Below are 17845 nucleotides of genomic sequence, written 5' to 3' on the forward strand. Positions count from 1 at the left end.
GGGTTAAAAAATCATCGTCTGTTGACGCATGTAAATACTCAGTAACAGGCCCAGGCCCATCATATTGGTCGTCAAGGCGCTGACACCGTAACTCATGAACGGCAGAGGAATCCCCGTGACCGGCATGATGCCGCAGGTCATGCCGACGTTGACCAGTATCTGGAAAGCCCACATGGACACGACGCCGGTCGCCAACATCATGCCGAAGCTGTCCTTGCAGTCCTTGGCGATCATCAGGCCGCGATAGACGAGGATGAAATACAGGAACAAGAGAAAGACGCAACCCAAAAAGCCCAGTTCTTCACCGATGACGGAAAAGATGAAGTCCGTGTGGTTTTCCGGCAGGAAGTTCAGCTGGCTCTGGGTCCCCTGGAAGAGGCCCTTGCCAAAGAGCATGCCCGAACCGATGGCGATTTTGGACTGGATGATATGGTAACCGGCACCGAAGGGGTCGGCATTCGGATTGAGGAAGACCGTAATACGGGACTTCTGGTAATCCTTGAGAAAATGCCAGCCTACAGGCGCCAGGACGACGCCGGCCAAAAAGACATTCCGCAAGAGGGACATCTTGATGCGGCCGACGAAGAGCATGCCAAAGGTAATGGCCAGGAAGACAAGACTCGTCCCCAAGTCAGGCTGTTTCAAGACAAGCAGGAACGGAATCCCGACATAGAGGCCGATGGGCAGGACCTGGCGCCACGTATTGAGCTGGCCTACGCGGTCGCTGAGGATGGACGCCGTGCAGATGATCATGATGAGCTTGGAAAATTCCGACGGCTGCAGGGTAATCGGACCGAGCTGGATCCAGCGCTGGGCCCCCAGGGCCGACGTGCCGACGAACATGACGGCGACCAGCATGAGCAGGTTGATGATGTACAGGGGTTTTGCGTATTTTTTCAGCTTCGCATAGTCGAAGCGGCTGAAAAAGAGGATGATCATCAAGTCGACGACGAAAGCCGCCCCCTGCTTGGCGACGAAGTCGTAATTGATGGCCCCTTTGTTGATATGCGTCGCACTGCCGATGATACACAGGCTGATGCAGACGATGAGGAAGCTCACGATGAGCAGGACTTTATCTAAGTTTTTCCATTCGCGTTGAATAAACATTTCTCTCTCCTATCGACGATAGTGGCGCCAATTCTGACATTCCTGACGACGGCGGCGCAGTGACAGGCCCGATGAAACAGGCCGGGCCAGCTGCTTCGGCAGTAAGGCCGTCAACGCGGCCGTGTCGATGGCCTGCCCCGTTTCCAGCCAGTCTGCCGTCGCCGACAAGGCCTGACAGAACGGCAGCGATTCCGATACGCTGGCAATCCGCCCTTCTCCGGCAGCCCGGTCGATGCCTTCATCATGCGGCAAGAGACCGGCGAGGTGGCCGGTCTGCAAGCACGATTGGGCCGTATCGGCGGTGATGAGGCCGTCGGCGTAAAAATTATTGAGGATGACATCGTAGTGAAAACGCTTCTGCCGGTCGCAATACTGCATGAGCCTGGACACATCGCGCAGCGACGACGGCGACGGTCCGACGACGAACAAGATGTCATCGGCCAGGGCCGTCGCCGCCTTATAGGCGCCATCGCGGCCAGGCGGGCAATCGATGAGCGTATAGTCATAAGAAGCAGATAGCGACTCCAGGACATACTGGTACGACGGGATATCGACCCGCTCCCAGGTCCGTTTCTGGCTGGCCGGCAGGAAATCCAGTCCCGGCACGACCGTCAACAGGGCCTGGCCGGGCAGGCACTTGCCCCGCGCCGCCTGGCTGGCATCGTAATGGATAGCGCCGTCCAGACCGAAGAGCAGGTCCAGGTTGCGCAGCCCCATATCAGCATCGGCCGCCAGGACGCGATGGCCCCGGCGCTGCAAGAGGACGGACAGGGCCGCCGTGATCAAGGTCTTGCCGACGCCGCCCTTGCCGGAGGCGATGGCGATGAGCTGGGACATGAAATCACTTTCCTTTCTGATGGGATGCAGCCGTCACCGGCGCTTACCGGTCATCACTGTCGTGCTGACTGTCACCCTTCCCATCGTGGGTGTTCTTATCGGCTTTAGTATTTTTATCTTTGCCGTTCTTGTCCTTATCCTTCGGTGCGCCTTCGGCATATTCGCCGACGTGGAAGTACGCTTCCAGCATGGAACGGACAATCGGGCCGGACGACAGGGAGCCGAACCCGCCCTGTTCCGTCAGGACGGCGATGACGATGCGCGGATGTTCATACGGCGCATAGGCGACGAACCAGCCATGGTCCGTGCCGCCGAAGTTTTCCGCCGTCCCTGTCTTGCCGGCGACCTGAATCGGGAAGCCTGCGAACAAGGAACCGGCAGTACCGGATTCTTCGGCAACGTTACGCATCCCTTCGCGGACCAGGTCCAGCGTCGATTTGGATACGGACAAGGTGCCGACCTGTTCCGGTGCGAAGATCTTATATGGCGTGCCGTCGAGATTGTCGATACGGCTGACGATGAACGGCCGGTACTGGATGCCGCCGTTGGCGACTTCGCTGACGATCATAGCCGCCTGGAGCGGCGTGACCAGCTGGAAGCCCTGGCCGATAGCCGAGTTGAACGTATCGCCGAGGTACCATTCATCGTGGAAATTCTTCTTCTTATATTCCGCACTGGCGACCAGGCCCGGTGCTTCGCCGCGCAGGGCGATGCCCGTTTTCTTGCCCATGCCGAACATGCGGGCGTATTTTGCCAGTTCGTCGATGCCGACGCGGCGGCCCATTTCGTAGAAGTATACGTTATCGGACTTAGCCAGGGCTTCGACGAAGTTGATCCAGCCCAGGGCTTCGCCACCGGCGTTGCGCATATCGACTAACCAGTGACGGCCACTGTCGAAGATCATTTCATCAGGCGTGACTTTCTTCAATTCCAAAGCGGCCGACCCTGTGATCAGCTTGAACGTCGAACCTGGCGGATATTCACCGGCAATGACGCGGTTTTCCATGGGGTGGTTGGGATTGTCGTTGATGAGGGACCATTCCTTTTCCGTAATGCCCCGGGTGAACCAGTTCGGGTCGTATGCCGGGCGGCTGGCCATGGCCAGGACAGCGCCCGTGTTGGGGTCGACGGCGACGGCGGCGATGCCGTGGGTGCCGATGCCATTGGCAATCTGGCGGTCCATGGCCCGTTCCGTAGCCTGCTGCAGGTAGAGGTCGATGGTCAAGTGCATATTATGGCCGGCGACGGGTTCCTTCCGTTCCATTTCCTTGACCGGGCTGCCGGCCGCATCGACTTCGACCTGACGGCCGCCGTCCTTGCCGCGCAGGAGGTCGTCATAATAAGCTTCCAGGCCGGCCCGGCCGATCTGGGTGATGTTGGACACGCCTTCGACGCCTTTCAGGCGCTTGGCATCTTCTTCATCGATCTGACCGACATAACCGAAAACCTGAGCGGCCATCATCTTATAAGGATAATAGCGGATCGGCTGGACGTCGACAGAGACGCCAGGCAGGTCATTGCGCTGTTCTTCGATTTTGGTGACGATATCCTGGGTCAAATCATTGGCCAGGACCGTCGGCACATAGGAACTCTTGACTTTCTGGACCTTTTCCCGCAATTTATCTTCGGGCATGTTGAGGATGCCTGCCAGTTTCTGCAGTTCTTCGTCACTCATGCCTTCTTTAGGCGGTACATACGTGACCATGAAGCTCGGCCGCGAGCCGACCAGGATCTGGCCATTGCGGTCGTACATGATGCCGCGCATCGCTGCGATAGGAATAGCCCGCAGGCGGTTCCCTTCGGCCAGAGTGTGGTAATATTCGCCGGCAAAGAGCTGTAAATAGACCAGCCGGCTGACGAGTATGATGAAAATCACGATGATGATCCAGTAGAGATACCGGAAGCGGCCATCTTGATTTTTCTTTTTCAGTAACGCTTCAAGCATAAATTAATCTCCTTCATTTACCAGCGATAGCCGGGAAACCCGTAAAAAGCATCTTCACGGCGCAAGTGCCAGACGATGTGGTCTACGGGCAGGGCCAGGATCCCGTGATAAACAAGCATGGGTATGCTGAATTCCAATAAGTAGGCGGCAATATTGATGTACTGGCCGGCCAGGAAGAGGAAGCCGCAGGTCAGGGCCAGGCCGACTTCCGTCGCGCCCAGGACGATGAGCAGCGTCAGGACCCACTGGTCCTTGTCGATATCCCGGCCCAGGTAGCTGCAGACCAGGGCTACGATGAGGTAGACCAGGAGGTGCATCCCAAAGAAATTGCCGATGATGACGTCCTGACAAAAGCCGCCCAGCAGGGCCGTGATGATGCCGATGCGCTGTCCGTGATGGAGGGCCATGAGGACGACGAAGACGAAGATGAGGTTCGGCTGGCTCACACCGTTAAACATAAAAGGCAGGACAGCGCTCTGCAAAATGAAGACGATGAAAGCCGTCATGATACAGTTCAGTTTCTTCATAAGGCTGCGGCTCCTTTGATCCCTTCTACTTTGTCGCGATTCGTCTGCGGTACGAGTTTCGGCGTAACCTCCGGTTTTTCATAAGACCCGGTGTCGGCCGACTTCAAGATGACGAAGACTTCTTCCAGTTTGGAGAAATCGACGCTGGGACGAATGACGGCATATTTTACGAAATCATTTTCATTCTGATGGATCGACACGATGGTACCGATGGGCAGGCCCTTCGGGTAGATAGAGCCGAAGCCCGACGTGACCAGTGTATCCCCTTCCAGGATATCTGCGTCCTTGGCGATGTTGACGAACTGCGGTTCCGTCGGTACGTTGCCGTTACCGCGGACGACAGAGGACACCCGCGATTCCGGACGCTGGACGATGGCGCCGATGCTCGTCCGCGGGTCGGTCAGGAGCTGGACCCGAGCCGAATGAGGATAGACATCGCTGATGAAGCCGACGACGCCGCTCGGCGTGATGACAGGCATATCCTTTTCGACGCCTTCACCGCTGCCGACGTCTATGATCATCGTATTGGTCCACGTGCCATAGTCACGGGAAATGACGGACCCAGCCAGAAGCTGGTACTGGTTGTGGGACGATTTGAAATTGAGGAGCGCCCGCAGGCGGTCGTTTTCGGCTACGACTTCATCGTAGTCGACAGTCCGGCTCTTGAGGTCGGCATTTTCTTTTTCCAGCGATTCCCATTCAATGCGGTTTTTCAGGCTGATGTCGACAATGTGGATGCTCGACGTCAGGGAGTCCATGACGCGGCTGGCACCGTATTCAAAAGGCGACATGATCGTCATCAGCGGCTTGGTGATGAACGGCAGGGAATCGCGCTGGCGCCAGGCCCAGCCGACAAGCGCAATGACGATGAATAAGATGAGTACGAAGACGACGCTTCTTTTACCGAACGAAAACAATTTTAAAATCTCCTCCTATATATACGCTGAGCCCCTTCGACGAGGGCCGATAACTTATCACGATCCGCGACGGCAATGCCCGTGCCTTTGGCAACGGCCAGTTCCGGTTCCGGGGCCACCATGACCGGCACGCCCAGTTCCTGCGTAAAGAGCTGGTCCAGGCCCTTGAGCTTGGCGCCGCCGCCGGTGAGGACGATGCCGTGTTCCATGATGTCCGCTGCCAGTTCTGGCGGCGTTTCCCGCAGGACATCCTTGACCAGGTCGAGGATCTTGATAAGGGGCTTGCCGATGACGTGGTAGAGCTCACTCGATTTGATGGCCATTTCCCGCTGGAGACCGTCGTCGAGGCCGCGGCCCATGAAGTAATAGCCCCGGTCCTCTAAAGGCAGGATCGCCGAACCATTGGTCACTTTCATTTCCTCGATAGTCGTATCGTCCGTGACGATATCGTACTGATAGCGCAGATAATCTTTGATGGCCGCATTGAAATCAAGGCTGCCCAAGTGGAGCGACTTGGAAACGACGATGCCCCCCAGGGACAGCATGGCCACATTAGTCGTACCGCCGCCGATGTCGATGACCATGTTGCCGACCGGGTCATAGACGGGCAGGTTGACGCCGAGGGCAGCCGCCGCTGCCGTTTCGATCAAAAAGGCTTCTTTCGCGCCGGCCTGGTAGACCGCTTCCATGACGGCCCGCTTCTCGACATTCGACGCTGCCGACGGCACGCCGATCATAATGCGCAGGCGCTGGACACTGCGGACGCACTTGCTGAGGATATACCCCAGCATGGTCCGGGTAACACTGTAATCGGCGATGACGCCGTGGACCAGCGGCCGATGGAGCTTCACCGTTTCCGGTGACCGGGATAACAAGTCTTCGGCGGCCCGGCCGACAGCAATGATCTTGCTGTTCCGTTCGTCCGTCGCCATGACCGATGGTTCAGACAGGACGATGCCCCGGCCCTCCACATAGACCTGGGTTGTAGACGTCCCTAAATCAATCCCTATATTTTTAGTTAATGGAGAAAAAATCGAAGCCATAACAAATCCTTTCTATTCCTTTCGCATATTCTGTCTTAGTTGAACAGTCATCAATTCCATATTTTATCACATTGCGCCCCTTTTCGCATTAACTAATTTCAGGGAATGGAAAAAAGGGCCTGTCGCACGTGCGACAGACCCTTTTAAGTGGTTAGCAGCTACCCCCACATGTGCATGACAGCCGAAACAGCCACGCGCCCCGTCCCTTACGCGACTTTCAAGCCGGCGCGGTGCAAGGCCATGACGATAGGAGTGATGATGAGGCCCGATACGATGGCTTCCGGGATACCATTGACGGCCGTGATGCCCAGCATGATGTTGATGACATTCATGAAGGGAATACCCTGCGCTTCAGCATAGGGGACGCCGACGATGGCCGTAAAGGACCCGAGGAAGAGAATCGTATGGCAGACCGTCGTCAAGACTGCCGTAATGGCAATACGCCATACTTCGCGGATTTTCAGATGACGATAGATTTCAAAAGCAATGACGCCGATGAGGATGCGCGGTATGATACAGATGAAGGCATCGGCAACGACGTTATACTGAACGGCGAACAAGAGCAAGGCACTTGGCGCCTGTAAAGACCGGATAAAAGAAAAAATGCCGAACATGAAGCCGACAATCATGCCGACCTTGCGGCCTGCCGTCAGGCTGCCGATAATCGTCGGAATATGAAGGATCGTCGCATTCATGATGACCAGCGGAATGAAGCCATAGCCCGTAAGACCTAAAAAAATCGTAATGGCCGACAAAAAACCGGCAACTGTCAACTGCCGGATCGACAAAAAAGTGCGCTGTGCCGGCATGGTGCCAGCTGCATTCTGTTTTCCCATGATTTTCCTCCGTTCTCGCTCTCTCGCAAGATACAAGTCGCAAACAAGCAAACAGACACAAAAACACGGCCGGTCCGCGCCAGTATCCGCCCGTTCCCGGTACCAATCCGGCGCTGAAAAAGAACCTGCCTTCTGTGTCACGCGTAGTATATCATATTTAGCCAGGCCTTGCCAATAGCAATTGGGAATATTGTGAATTTTTACACGAGCATAATGCAAAGGGGCTGTAACAAAATGAGCTTTTTAGCTCATTTTGTTGCAGTCTTCTTTCTTTCCCATAACTAACACAATAGCTGGCATTTTTCATTTTCGTGAAAAATGCCAGCTATCTGTTTTTAGGCGTACTTTAATAAGCCTTGCTGTTTTTTCTTTTTTTAGCAGGCTACTGTATGTGTTTCTTCTTTTTCTAAATAGTGTTGTTGTAATCGGTCCGTATCCCGGCGACTTCGGTATTTTCTCAGATTAAAGCCGAATGCCATGAACAACAGTTCCTTTTCTACACTTTCTTTTCCCTTATGTCTCACTCGGCGGTATTCGTAGTTTCCCTTTACTGTTCCAAACGCCCCTTCTATCTGTATGGAGCGGTTAATCCGCAACTGGATTCCTTTTTCACTATGAATGAAGTCGTAGTCCCTGTCCAATAAGGATTGGTAGTAAGGATTGTACTGTACCATTTTATTCTGTGTTGGTTTCTTTCCTGTACGGGTCGGCTGGCATTGATTCCGTTTTCCACAATACTGACAGTTTTCACATTGGTAAATTCGTACGGTCCGTTCATATCCGCTGGCCCTATCGCGCTGCTTTTTTTCCGTTATGAAATGCAGCTTCCTTCCTTTGGCACAGGTATAGGTATCGCTGTCTGCGTCATAGGCCATATTGCTTCGGTGCCCGATTTTTTTCTTGAAGGCAGACGTCTTCCGGTATTCATACTCCCGTGGCTTGATGCATACCGTGCTTCCTTTCTTTTCTATCCAGTCCATATTCTCTTCACTGTCATATCCGGCATCCGCCACGATATGATCTGCCAGTCTTCCATACTCTGATTCCAATGCCGTCAAAAACGGGATCAAGGTCCGGGTATCTGTTGGATTCGGGAATAGACCCAGTCCGATAATATATTCAGACTGTACGGCTAACTGAAGATTGTAGGCCGGCTTCAGCTGCCCGTTTTTCATGTGGTCTTCTTTCATGCGCATAAATGTAGCATCGGGATCGGTCTTGGAATAACTGTTCCGTGTGCCCAGTATGGTCAGGTGGGCATCATATTCTTGCTGTTTCTCCCGGATGGCTGCCACTTCTTCAAATAGTTTTTGTTCGACTGTTTTTCGGTGGCCAGACCCTTGCACGAATGTGATGCCGTTTCCTTGGCATACGTCTGCGGCAGACCGGAGTAATTCATCGTCATCCAGTGTACAGGTATCCATGCCCGTGAAAGCTAGCATCTGTTCCTGGATTTGCCGCCGTTTTTCCTTTAGCTTAGCGATCCCTTTTTCCACTCGCTTGCGCCAGACAAACGTATAGCGGTTCGCGTTGGCTTCCATCTTGGTCCCATCAATATACCATTCTGTAAAATCTACGGAATCCAGCAAAGACAGTTGATGCACAAACTGGGCAAACAAATGGCGGAGCACTTCTATGGGAATCCGGTGAAAGAAACGGCCAAACGTCATGTGGCTGGGAGCCGGATACCCTTCCAGCAACCACATATATTCTATATTGACACGGCATTGTTCGCTGATACTGCGCAGGGAATATACGCCCTGGGCTGCAGCAAAGACCCTCACTTTGAACAAGATCTTGGGCGGTACCTTAGGATTTCTGCCTTTAACAGAGTAGAGATGCTGTAATGCTGAATAATCCAACCTTTCTAATAATGCATCTACGATACAAACCAACCGATCTTGTTCTAGTGAAATGCCATAATCCAATGGCAAAACGAGTTGCCTCGGAGTGTAAGTTTTGGTATACTTTACGTGGTTGATTTTGTTTGGCATACAATAATTATACCAGCAAAGAGGCCCTTTGGGGCCTCTTTTGCTTAAAAAAAATGGGCTCAGATAACTGAGTCCATTTTTTAGATGAGGCTATTCTGTTACAGCCCCTTTTGAGTATGAAGTTGAAAGTTTGATGTTTGATGTAGATATTTTTAAATTTAAAGCAATCTCCTTAAACACTCTGTCTATATTGCTCAACAGCGGGTAATTACTACATATTTGCTTCGATTTTTTCGATAATCAAACGCTGTACCCATTTGGGCGGCATCCGATTTCCGGCATTCCATTCCTGGACCGTACGATAAGGCGCCCCTAAGAGTTCAGCCAATCCTTTTACATTTAATCCGGCTTTCTTGCGCGCGTACTTGATAGGATTATTTTCCCGGTCAATGACATCTTGATATGCGTCGGTATCAGCAACCACTAAATTAACGAATCCATTTTCCGGTACTTTTACTTTATCCCGCGGTGTCGGTTCGGGTATAGCCTGCTTTTGCTGTTCCATACTCCAAACCATTAAATTCAACACATCGTCTGCGTTTTCCATTGCTTCGGTCAAGGTTGCGCCATCGGTAAAGCAGCCGTCTACATCCGGAAAATTTACGTAATATACTTTGTCTTTTTCATCCCATTGGAATGTAGCTGGGAAAATATATTTGCTCATGACGTCCTCCTTTTTATATGAATCAGGTCAAGGGGATTTCTCCCCTTGCCTTACTGAATACCAGCCTGTTTAAAAATAGCTTTAATAGTTCCTGACGGTATGTCCTTATTGTGCCGCCAGACGGGGAATTGCTTTCCCGTTATCGGGCTGTAATACAGGTCATGATTTCCACCATGCCCAATCAACTTGCACCCATTCTTTTTAAGGATCTTTAACAGCTCCGACCTCTTCATTCTGTAACCCCCTTTCTTTAATTATATTATATACCTCCTGAGTGTATTTGTAAATACAAAAAAACACCTTTTGAGTTTATTTTCATTTTTAAAAAGGGGGCGATTTTTATGAAAAAAAGACCTGATGGCCGCTACAAAGTCTCTCTGACCATCGACGGCAAACGTCATTATTTTTACGGCCGAACCATTAAACTTTGCCCTGTCGCGGGGTCAAAAAGGGGGGCAAACGCACCAGATACTATGGGGTCAATAAAAAAGGACAACCATCATTCAATGTGATGGTTGTCCCATTGGTGCGAGTGGAGGGACTTGAACCCTCACGCCGTGAGGCGCCAGATCCTAAGTCTGGTGCGTCTGCCATTCCGCCACACTCGCAAGTACCTTTTTATTTTACCATGCTTTCCTCCTATTGGTCAAACAAAAAATATGGTATCATATTTCTATACATATCATAAAGGAGGCTTGTTATGTTATTACAAAGGGAATCGAAATTTGAAGGGTCTGTACTCGGATTTATCGGCTATGGCCTCATCTTAGTCATCATTACGATTTGTACGTTCGGAATCGCCTACCCTTGGGGCGAAGTCATGTTCCGCCGCTGGATCTGCCGCAATACGATCATCGACGGCCAGCGTCTCACTTTTGATGGAACAGGTCTGCAGCTCTTCGGCAGCTACATCAAATGGTGGTTCTTCACTCTCATCACGTTGGGCATCTATGGCTTCTGGCTGTTCAACAAGATGACAGCCTGGCGGGTCAAACATACGCATTTCGCAGAATAAAAAAAAGGCGCTGTCACACGAAGGCAGCGCCTTTTTAACACTATACGACCTGGAACAAATAGAATTTCAGGTAATTCGTTTCCGGAACGTTCCAGAGGATGGGATGGTCCGGCGACTGCTGGCGGCCTTCAATCTGGCGGAGGCGGACGCCGGCGTCTTTGGCGGCATCGTGGAGCATCTGGCGGAACAGATCGTCGCGCATGAAGTGCGAGCACGAGCAGGTCGCCAGATAGCCGCCGCGGGGCAGGAGTTTCATCGCTTTCAAGTTGATTTCCTTATAGCCCCGCATGGCGTTGCGGACGGTATGGCCCGACTTGGTGAAGGCCGGCGGGTCGAGGATGATGAAGTCATAGTCGTGGCACTTGTGGTCGGCCAGGTCGGTCAAGAGGTCGAAGACGTTGGCCTGCTTGGCCGTGACGATGGCTTCCAAGCCGTTGCGGCGGATGTTCTCGTTAGTCATGTCAACGGCTTCCTGGGAAATATCGACAGCCGTGACGCTGGCTGCCCCGCCCTTGGCCGCATTGAGGGCAAAGGCCCCGGTATGGGTGAAGCAGTCCAGGACGTGTTTGCCGGCGGCGATTTTGGCAACAGCCAGGCGGTTGTATTTCTGGTCCAGGAAGAAGCCCGTCTTCTGGCCATTTTCGACGTCTACATCATAGAGGATGCCGTTTTCGTCGATTGTCGTCAAGACGCTGCCCGGCTGAGGCAGGAAGTCCGCTTCATACCAGCCTTTATACTCTTCCATGCCGTCCAGTTTACGGACCTTGACGTCATTCCGTTCGTAAATGCCGCGGATGGTGACGCCCATGGCAGCCAATTCATCGACGAGGGCTTTGAAGATGACCGGTTTTACCTGGTCCATGCCGTAGCACAAGGCCTGGGCGACGAGGACATCGTTGTAGCGGTCTACTGTCAACCCCGGCATATCGTCGGCATCGCCGAAGATGAGGCGGCAGCAGGCAAAGTCCTTATCGCCCATGACGGTCTTGCGGTAATCCAGGGCGTACTTGACCCGGCGCTGCCAGAAGGCTTCATCGAAGCGGTCGTTGGCATTGCGCGACACGATGCGCACGCGGATTTTGGAAATATCATTGGCAAAGCCCGTCCCGAGATAGCGGTCCTTATCGCTGTAAACGTCGACGATGTCCCCGGTCTGATACGTGCCTTCGACATGGGTCACTTCTTCCCCATATACCCAGGGGTGGCCACTGCGGGCGGCCCGTTCCCCTTTTTTCGTAATCGTTAATTTTGCATAAGGTCGGTTCATAGTACCCCCGTTTTATAAAATATAATGGCTCAAGTCGACGTTCTGGACGACGTCGTTCAGTTTGCCCGAAACGAATCCCTTGTTGACGACGATGTGTTTTTCGTCGATGTCCGGTGCTTCATAAGCTACGTCTTCGAGGATTTTTTCCAAAATCGTGTGCAGCCGGCGGGCGCCGATGTTTTCCGTTTCTAAATTGACGCGGTATGCGTATTCGGCAATAGCGTCGATGCCGTCATCGGTAAATTCCAGGGTGACGCCGTCTGTTTCCAAGAGGGCCTTGTACTGTTTGACCAGGGACTGGTTCGGTTCAGTCAGGATGCGGCGGAAATCGTCGACTGTCAAGGACTGGAGTTCGACGCGGATCGGGAAGCGGCCCTGCAGTTCCGGAATGAGGTCGCTCGGCTTGGAAACGTGGAAGGCACCGGCAGCGATGAAGAGGATGTGGTCCGTCTTGACCGGGCCGTATTTCGTATTGACCGTGGCCCCTTCGACGATGGGCAGGATGTCGCGCTGTACGCCTTCTCGGGAGACGTCCGGCCCGTTGGCGTGGCCTTTTTCAGCGATCTTATCAAATTCGTCGATGAAGACGATGCCCGATTCTTCTGTCGCTTCGATGGCTTTATCGACGATGATGTCCATGTCCAGGCATTTTTCCAATTCTTCTTCCTTGAAGATTTCCCGGGCCTTGGCGACGGTCATCTTCTTTTTCTTCTTCTTTTTCGGCATGATGCTGCCCAGCATTTCCTGGAAGTTATTGGTTAGTTCTTCCGTCGAATTGCCCGTCAGGATGCCCTGGAAACCCTGGTTCTGTTCAGCCACTTCGACTTCGATTTCCCGGTCGTCCATCTTGTGGGCGCAAATATCTTCAAACATCTTCTGGCGGCGGTCGGACTTCGGTTCTTCGAGCTGCTTCGGTTCTTCCGGCGTATCTTCTTCATCATCGTCGCTGCTGAAGAAGACGTCCATCGGGTTCTTGACCTTTTCCTTGATGGATTTCTTGGGCCAGAAGACCTGAAGGATGCGCTTGTTGGCTTCTTCTTCCGCCTTTTCTTCATAGCGCTGGCTTTCCTGTTCCTGGACCATGCGGATGGCGTTGGCCACGAGGTCGCGGATCATCTGTTCGACGTCGCGACCGACATAGCCGACTTCCGTATATTTCGTCGCTTCGACTTTGATGAACGGTGCGCCGACGAGCTTGGCCAGGCGGCGGGCGATTTCTGTCTTGCCGACACCGGTCGGGCCGATGAGCAGGATGTTCTTGGGGATGATTTCATCCTGCATGTCTTCACTCAGGCGTTTGCGGCGCCAGCGGTTGCGCAGGGCGATGGAAACGGATTTCTTGGCTTCGCTCTGGCCGACGATGTATTTATTCAGTTCCGCCACGATCTGTTTTGGCGTCAATTCTGTTTTTTCCATGGAAATACCTCTTTCTTAGATTTCTTCGACAATGACATTGTGGTTGGTGTAAACGCAGATGTCCGCTGCGATATGCAGGGACTTTTCAGCGATATCCCGGGCCGACAGGTCCGTATTCTGCAGAAGGGCCCGTGCCGAAGCCAGGGCGTAGTTACCGCCGGAACCGATAGCCAAGACGCCGTCATCCGGTTCAATGACTTCGCCATTGCCGGAAATGAGCAGGATACGCTGACTGTCAGCGACCAGGAGCAGGGCTTCCAATTTATGGAGAATCTTGTCGGACCGCCAGTCCTTGGCCAGTTCGACGGCGCTGCGGACGAGGTTGCCGTTGTGTTCGTTCAATTTAGCTTCAAAATGGTCGAATAAGGTGAACGCATCGGCGACAGAACCGGCAAAGCCGCTGATAATCTTACCGTGGTAAAGGCGGCGGACTTTCTGGGCCGTCCCCTTCATGATGACGGCGTTGCCCATCGTGACCTGGCCGTCACCGGCAATGGCCGTCTTGCCGTCGCGCTGGACGGCGCATATCGTAGTAGCGTGGAATTCAGTAGACATTAATTCAGACATGGGTAATCCCCCTTCATTTGTTCGATTTCATCGAGCGCCCGCTGAGCCAGCAGGGCGTTCTTTTCTTTCTTCTTCATGCGCTTCTTGATGCCCAGCGGTTCCATGAGGCCGAAATTGATATTCATCGGCTGGAAATGGTCGTTCGGGCCGCTGGAGATATATTGGCTCAGGCCGCCCATGGCCGTACGCCTGGAAAAGGTCAATCCGTCTTCCCCTTGCAGGAGGCGGGCTGCATTGACACCGGCCAAAAGGCCCATGGCTGCCGATTCCAGGTAGCCTTCGACGCCGGTCAGCTGGCCGGCAAAGAGGAGGTTCGGCTGCTTGCGCAGCTGCAGCGTCGGCAAAAGCAGTTCCGGCGAATTGATGTAGGAATTGCGATGCATGACGCCGTAGCGGACGAATTCGGCGTGTTCCAGGCCGGGGATCATGGAAAAGACCCGTTTCTGTTCGGGGAACTTGAGGTGCGTCTGGAAGCCGACGATATTGTACAGCGTAGCACTGCCGTTATCCTGGCGCAGCTGGACGACAGCATAAGGCAGTTCACCCGTACCGGGCAGTTCCAGGCCGACCGGCTTCATCGGGCCATAGCGCATGGTGTCGATACCACGGCCAGCCATGACTTCGATAGGCATACAGCCTTCAAAGACACTGTCGTCCTTTTCAAATTCGTGGAGTTCGGCACATTCAGCCGTCGTCAGGGCCTGCCAGAAGGCTTCATATTCTTCTTTGGTAAAGGGGCAGTTCAGATAGTCTGCCCCGCCCTTGCCGTAACGGGCCGCGCGGTAGACCTTGGTCATGTCCAGGGAGTCGACGGCGACGATAGGCGCTGCGGCATCGTGGAAATGGAAATAGTCTTCCCCCGTCAGGCGGCGGATGGTATCGGCCAGGGCGTCACTGGTCAGAGGGCCGCTGGCGACGATGCAGATCTGGTCATCCGGCAGTTCCGTCACTTCTTCATGACGGATAGTGACCAAAGGATGATTCTTGAGTTTTTCCGTCACATACTGGCTGAAAGGGACGCGGTCGACGGCCAGAGCGCCGCCAGCCGGGACGCGGTGCGTATCGGCTGCGTCCATGATGAGCGAGCCCAGACGACGCATTTCTTCCTTCAAGAGGCCGACGGCGTTTTCGATATTGGCTGCCCGCAGGGAGTTGCTGCAGACGAGTTCAGCAAAATATTCTGTATGGTGTGCCGGCGACGATTTGACCGGCCGCATTTCGACGAGTTCTACTGGAACGCCGCGGCGGACGAGCTGCCAGGCAGCTTCCGAACCGGCCAGACCGGCACCGATGATTAAGACACTATTCTTCATTCACTACCTCACCTTTTTTATGGTTTTCACATTCTGCATTGCTGCAAAAAATCTTATCAGGCCCTTTTTTATAATGTTTGACAATCATGATACTGCCGCAAACAGGACATTTCTTGTCGACAGGCTGGTTCCAGAGGACAAAGTCACATTCCGGATACTGGCTGCAGCCGTAGAAGACGCGGCCCCGCTTGGATTTGCGCTTGATGAGCGTCCCCTTGCCGCACTTGGGACAAGTAATGCCCAGGTCTTCGACGATGGCCTTGGTATTGCGACATTCCGGGAAATTAGAGCAGGCCAGGAACTTGCCGAACCGGCCGAATTTATAGACCATAGGCGCGCCGCAGAGTTCGCAAACCTGCCCTGAATCCTGGCCGGAAATCGTGACCTTTTCCATCTTTTCTTCGGCTTCGTCCATTTCCGGCTTAAAAATATCGTAAAATTCCTGCAAGACGTGACGGTACGTATCCTGGCCCTGCTCGATGGCGTCCAGTTCTTCTTCCATGTGGGCCGTAAAGCCGACGTTGATGATCTGGGCGAAATATTTTTTCAGTAAATCGACGATGATGACGCCCAGTTCTGTCGGGACGAACTGTTTGTCCTTCTTTTCTACGTAATTGCGGTTCTGGATGGTATCCATGATCGGCGCATACGTACTCGGCCGGCCAATGCCCTTTTCTTCCAGCGTCTTGATCAGGCTGGCTTCGGTATAGCGGGCCGGCGGCTGAGTGAAATGCTGCTGCGGCGTGACCGCCTGATTGTGGACAACGGTATTCGCCGAAATGTGCGGCAGTTCAGCCAGAGTCTTATCTTTCTTGGCGTCTTCATAGAGTTCCGTAAAGCCCTTGAACAGGACCTTGTAGCCGGCAGCCCGCAGTTCATAGCGGCCGCTCTCGATGATGATGGCCATGTGTTCCGTTTCGACCGATTCCATCTGGCTGGCCAGGAAGCGGTTCCAAATGAGGGTATACAGGCGCAGCTGGTCGCGGGACAGAAATTCCGACACCTTGTACGGCGTCAGTTCCAGCGACGTCGGACGGATAGCTTCATGCGCATCCTGACTGGTCTGCTTGGTCTTGTAGACGCGGGGCTTTTCCGGGATATATTCTTCGCCATAGTTCGACGTAATGAATTCCCGCGCAGCCTGGACCATGTCGTCGTTGATGCGGACCGAGTCTGTACGCATGTAGGTTATGAGGCCGACATGGCCCTGGTCGCCCATATCGAGGCCTTCATAGAGCTGCTGAGCCAGCATCATGGTCTTCTTGGCACCGAAATTGAGCTTGCTGACACATTCCTGCTGCATCGTCGACGTCGTGAACGGTGGCTGGGGCTGGCGTTTGCGCTTGCGCTTTTCGACTTTTACAATCATATCGGGGTCGTGCGTTTCGCCGCGGCTTTCCCAGGTCAAGTCGTGAGCAATGGTTTCGGCTGCCTCCTGTGTCGGGATTTCCGCCTTCTTGCCGTCGATCTTGGTCAGTTCCGTCGGCAACGTCAGGCCGTCTTCCGTCGTATAGGTCCCGCTGACAGTCCAATATTCTTCCGGTACGAAGGCCTTGATGGCTTCTTCCCGTTCACAGATGAGGCGGACGGCGACGGACTGGACGCGGCCGGCGCTGAGGCCCTTGCAGACTTTCTTCCACAGGAGAGGGCTCAATTTATAGCCGACGATGCGATCCAGGACGCGGCGGGCCTGCTGGGCGTCGACTTTCTTCAAATCGATTGGTTCCGGGTCCTTGATGGCCTCGAGGATGGCTTTCTTAGTAATTTCGTGGAACATGATGCGGCACTTATCGTGCGGATCGATTTCCAGCAAATGGGCCAAATGCCAGGAAATGGCTTCCCCTTCGCGGTCCGGGTCCGTTGCCAGATAGACTTTTTTCGAGCGGATGTATTCGTTCTGCAAGTCTTCGATGAGCTTGCGCTTATCCCACATATTGGTATACGTCGGTACAAAACCGTCTTCGATATTGACACCGAACTGATTGCGCGGCAAATCGCGCAGGTGACCGCGGCTGGCCATGACCTTATAGCCGCTGCCTAAAAAGCGTTCAATCGTCTTGGCCTTGGCCGGCGATTCGACGATGACCAGGTTCTTGGCGTTCTTCGGAAGCGGATCCAGCTTCTTCAGCGGTTCCTTCTTGGGCAGATTGACTGTGCCGTGGATGACGGTCTTCTCACCGTCGCCTTTTTTCTTGCGGCCTCGCTTCTTCTTTTTGGAATCATCAATAATGATCGTGCGTTTAATCGGAAATTCTAACATCTATCTCCATCCTGCCTCTCGCTGTACACGAAATCTGAAAATGTACTTAAACTATTTTCCATCATACACTATTCGCCGCTACCTTTCAAGGTGTGACTCTCTTTAATACTATAATATAGGTGCAAAAAAGGAGCTGT

Annotated in this window: 17 protein-coding genes and 1 tRNA gene; 2 read left to right on the plus strand and 16 right to left on the minus strand. The window is 53.4% G+C overall.

Annotated elements, in window-relative coordinates; genetic code table 11:
• Positions 1 to 3: 3 nt before the first annotated feature.
• The 10 genes from rodA to C6362_RS12350 all read right to left on the minus strand — a co-directional run bounded on the left by rodA (position 4) and on the right by C6362_RS12350 (position 10103).
• A complete protein-coding gene (rodA, locus tag C6362_RS11560) occupies positions 4 to 1107 on the minus strand; it encodes a rod shape-determining protein RodA (protein WP_014016487.1) in 1104 nt (367 codons plus the stop codon).
• A gap of 9 nt (positions 1108 to 1116) precedes the next feature.
• A complete protein-coding gene (locus tag C6362_RS11565) occupies positions 1117 to 1944 on the minus strand; it encodes an AAA family ATPase (RefSeq protein WP_014016486.1) in 828 nt (275 codons plus the stop codon).
• Between the two features lie 43 nt (positions 1945 to 1987).
• On the minus strand, positions 1988 to 3889 hold the full coding sequence (mrdA, locus tag C6362_RS11570) for a penicillin-binding protein 2 (RefSeq protein ID WP_014016485.1): 1902 nt from the start codon (positions 3887 to 3889) through the stop codon (positions 1988 to 1990).
• Positions 3890 to 3906: 17 nt separating this feature from the next.
• Positions 3907 to 4416 carry a rod shape-determining protein MreD gene (mreD, locus tag C6362_RS11575; protein WP_014016484.1) on the minus strand — a complete coding sequence of 170 codons (510 nt, stop codon included), beginning with the start codon at positions 4414 to 4416 and terminating at the stop codon, positions 3907 to 3909.
• Entirely contained in the window at positions 4413 to 5333 is a 921-nt protein-coding gene (gene mreC, locus C6362_RS11580) for a rod shape-determining protein MreC (protein ID WP_014016483.1), read from the minus strand. The genes mreD and mreC overlap by 4 nt, the downstream gene beginning before the upstream one ends.
• 2 nt (positions 5334 to 5335) lie before the next feature.
• A complete protein-coding gene (gene mreB / locus C6362_RS11585) occupies positions 5336 to 6376 on the minus strand; it encodes a rod shape-determining protein (RefSeq protein ID WP_014016482.1) in 1041 nt (346 codons plus the stop codon).
• A gap of 206 nt (positions 6377 to 6582) precedes the next feature.
• A complete protein-coding gene (locus C6362_RS11590; protein ID WP_014016481.1) occupies positions 6583 to 7212 on the minus strand; it encodes an ECF transporter S component in 630 nt (209 codons plus the stop codon).
• Positions 7213 to 7586: 374 nt separating this feature from the next.
• Positions 7587 to 9206, minus strand: coding sequence for an IS1182 family transposase (locus tag C6362_RS11595; protein ID WP_041647043.1), 1620 nt, complete (start codon positions 9204 to 9206; stop codon positions 7587 to 7589).
• A gap of 211 nt (positions 9207 to 9417) precedes the next feature.
• On the minus strand, positions 9418 to 9870 hold the full coding sequence (locus C6362_RS11600) for a type II toxin-antitoxin system HicB family antitoxin (RefSeq protein WP_014016480.1): 453 nt from the start codon (positions 9868 to 9870) through the stop codon (positions 9418 to 9420).
• A gap of 50 nt (positions 9871 to 9920) precedes the next feature.
• The gene (locus C6362_RS12350; RefSeq protein ID WP_014016479.1) at positions 9921 to 10103 is read right to left on the minus strand and encodes a type II toxin-antitoxin system HicA family toxin; all 183 of its coding nucleotides are present in this window, start codon (positions 10101 to 10103) and stop codon (positions 9921 to 9923) included.
• 108 nt (positions 10104 to 10211) lie between these two features.
• On the opposite strand from C6362_RS12350, the gene C6362_RS11880 reads away from it, so the two are divergent.
• Positions 10212 to 10382: a hypothetical protein gene (locus C6362_RS11880; protein WP_157868802.1), complete on the plus strand. Its 171-nt coding sequence runs from the start codon at positions 10212 to 10214 to the stop codon at positions 10380 to 10382.
• 12 nt (positions 10383 to 10394) lie between these two features.
• Here the strand turns inward: C6362_RS11880 and C6362_RS11610 are convergent.
• A tRNA-Leu gene (locus C6362_RS11610) sits at positions 10395 to 10478 on the minus strand.
• Positions 10479 to 10570: 92 nt separating this feature from the next.
• On the opposite strand from C6362_RS11610, the gene C6362_RS11615 reads away from it, so the two are divergent.
• Positions 10571 to 10885, plus strand: coding sequence for a DUF6693 family protein (locus tag C6362_RS11615; RefSeq protein WP_014016478.1), 315 nt, complete (start codon positions 10571 to 10573; stop codon positions 10883 to 10885).
• 40 nt (positions 10886 to 10925) lie between these two features.
• On the opposite strand, the gene C6362_RS11620 is transcribed toward C6362_RS11615, so the two are convergent.
• The 5 genes from C6362_RS11620 to topA are packed head-to-tail and all read right to left on the minus strand — an operon-like array spanning position 10926 to position 17708.
• On the minus strand, positions 10926 to 12152 hold the full coding sequence (locus C6362_RS11620; RefSeq protein ID WP_014016477.1) for a class I SAM-dependent rRNA methyltransferase: 1227 nt from the start codon (positions 12150 to 12152) through the stop codon (positions 10926 to 10928).
• A 12-nt stretch (positions 12153 to 12164) separates the two neighbouring features.
• The gene (gene hslU / locus C6362_RS11625) at positions 12165 to 13568 is read right to left on the minus strand and encodes an ATP-dependent protease ATPase subunit HslU (RefSeq protein ID WP_014016476.1); all 1404 of its coding nucleotides are present in this window, start codon (positions 13566 to 13568) and stop codon (positions 12165 to 12167) included.
• A 15-nt stretch (positions 13569 to 13583) separates the two neighbouring features.
• The gene (hslV, locus tag C6362_RS11630; RefSeq protein WP_014016475.1) at positions 13584 to 14135 is read right to left on the minus strand and encodes an ATP-dependent protease subunit HslV; all 552 of its coding nucleotides are present in this window, start codon (positions 14133 to 14135) and stop codon (positions 13584 to 13586) included.
• Positions 14123 to 15448, minus strand: coding sequence for a methylenetetrahydrofolate--tRNA-(uracil(54)-C(5))-methyltransferase (FADH(2)-oxidizing) TrmFO (trmFO, locus tag C6362_RS11635; RefSeq protein WP_014016474.1), 1326 nt, complete (start codon positions 15446 to 15448; stop codon positions 14123 to 14125). Before trmFO ends, hslV begins: the two co-directional genes overlap by 13 nt.
• Positions 15438 to 17708: a type I DNA topoisomerase gene (gene topA, locus C6362_RS11640; RefSeq protein WP_014016473.1), complete on the minus strand. Its 2271-nt coding sequence runs from the start codon at positions 17706 to 17708 to the stop codon at positions 15438 to 15440. The genes trmFO and topA overlap by 11 nt, the downstream gene beginning before the upstream one ends.
• Positions 17709 to 17845 lie beyond the last annotated feature (137 nt).

Origin of the sequence: Megasphaera elsdenii DSM 20460, from assembly GCF_003010495.1 — a bacterium.
Classification (GTDB): Bacteria; Bacillota; Negativicutes; order Veillonellales; family Megasphaeraceae; genus Megasphaera; species Megasphaera elsdenii.

Excerpts from the sequence above, each read along its gene's own strand:
- C6362_RS11565 (WP_014016486.1), bottom strand. The coding sequence starts at position 1,944 with ATGTCCCAGCTCATCGCCATCGCCTCCGGCAAGGGCGGCGTCGGCAAG.
- C6362_RS11595 (WP_041647043.1), bottom strand. The coding sequence starts at position 9,206 with ATGCCAAACAAAATCAACCACGTAAAGTATACCAAAACTTACACTCCG.
- mreB (WP_014016482.1), bottom strand. The coding sequence starts at position 6,376 with ATGGCTTCGATTTTTTCTCCATTAACTAAAAATATAGGGATTGATTTA.
- C6362_RS11620 (WP_014016477.1), bottom strand. The coding sequence starts at position 12,152 with ATGAACCGACCTTATGCAAAATTAACGATTACGAAAAAAGGGGAACGG.
- C6362_RS11615 (WP_014016478.1), top strand. The coding sequence starts at position 10,571 with ATGTTATTACAAAGGGAATCGAAATTTGAAGGGTCTGTACTCGGATTT.
- mreD (WP_014016484.1), bottom strand. The coding sequence starts at position 4,416 with ATGAAGAAACTGAACTGTATCATGACGGCTTTCATCGTCTTCATTTTG.
- C6362_RS12350 (WP_014016479.1), bottom strand. The coding sequence starts at position 10,103 with ATGAAGAGGTCGGAGCTGTTAAAGATCCTTAAAAAGAATGGGTGCAAG.
- mrdA (WP_014016485.1), bottom strand. The coding sequence starts at position 3,889 with ATGCTTGAAGCGTTACTGAAAAAGAAAAATCAAGATGGCCGCTTCCGG.
- rodA (WP_014016487.1), bottom strand. The coding sequence starts at position 1,107 with ATGTTTATTCAACGCGAATGGAAAAACTTAGATAAAGTCCTGCTCATC.
- C6362_RS11880 (WP_157868802.1), top strand. The coding sequence starts at position 10,212 with ATGAAAAAAAGACCTGATGGCCGCTACAAAGTCTCTCTGACCATCGAC.
- trmFO (WP_014016474.1), bottom strand. The coding sequence starts at position 15,448 with ATGAAGAATAGTGTCTTAATCATCGGTGCCGGTCTGGCCGGTTCGGAA.
- C6362_RS11590 (WP_014016481.1), bottom strand. The coding sequence starts at position 7,212 with ATGGGAAAACAGAATGCAGCTGGCACCATGCCGGCACAGCGCACTTTT.
- C6362_RS11600 (WP_014016480.1), bottom strand. The coding sequence starts at position 9,870 with ATGAGCAAATATATTTTCCCAGCTACATTCCAATGGGATGAAAAAGAC.
- hslU (WP_014016476.1), bottom strand. The coding sequence starts at position 13,568 with ATGGAAAAAACAGAATTGACGCCAAAACAGATCGTGGCGGAACTGAAT.
- topA (WP_014016473.1), bottom strand. The coding sequence starts at position 17,708 with ATGTTAGAATTTCCGATTAAACGCACGATCATTATTGATGATTCCAAA.
- hslV (WP_014016475.1), bottom strand. The coding sequence starts at position 14,135 with ATGTCTGAATTAATGTCTACTGAATTCCACGCTACTACGATATGCGCC.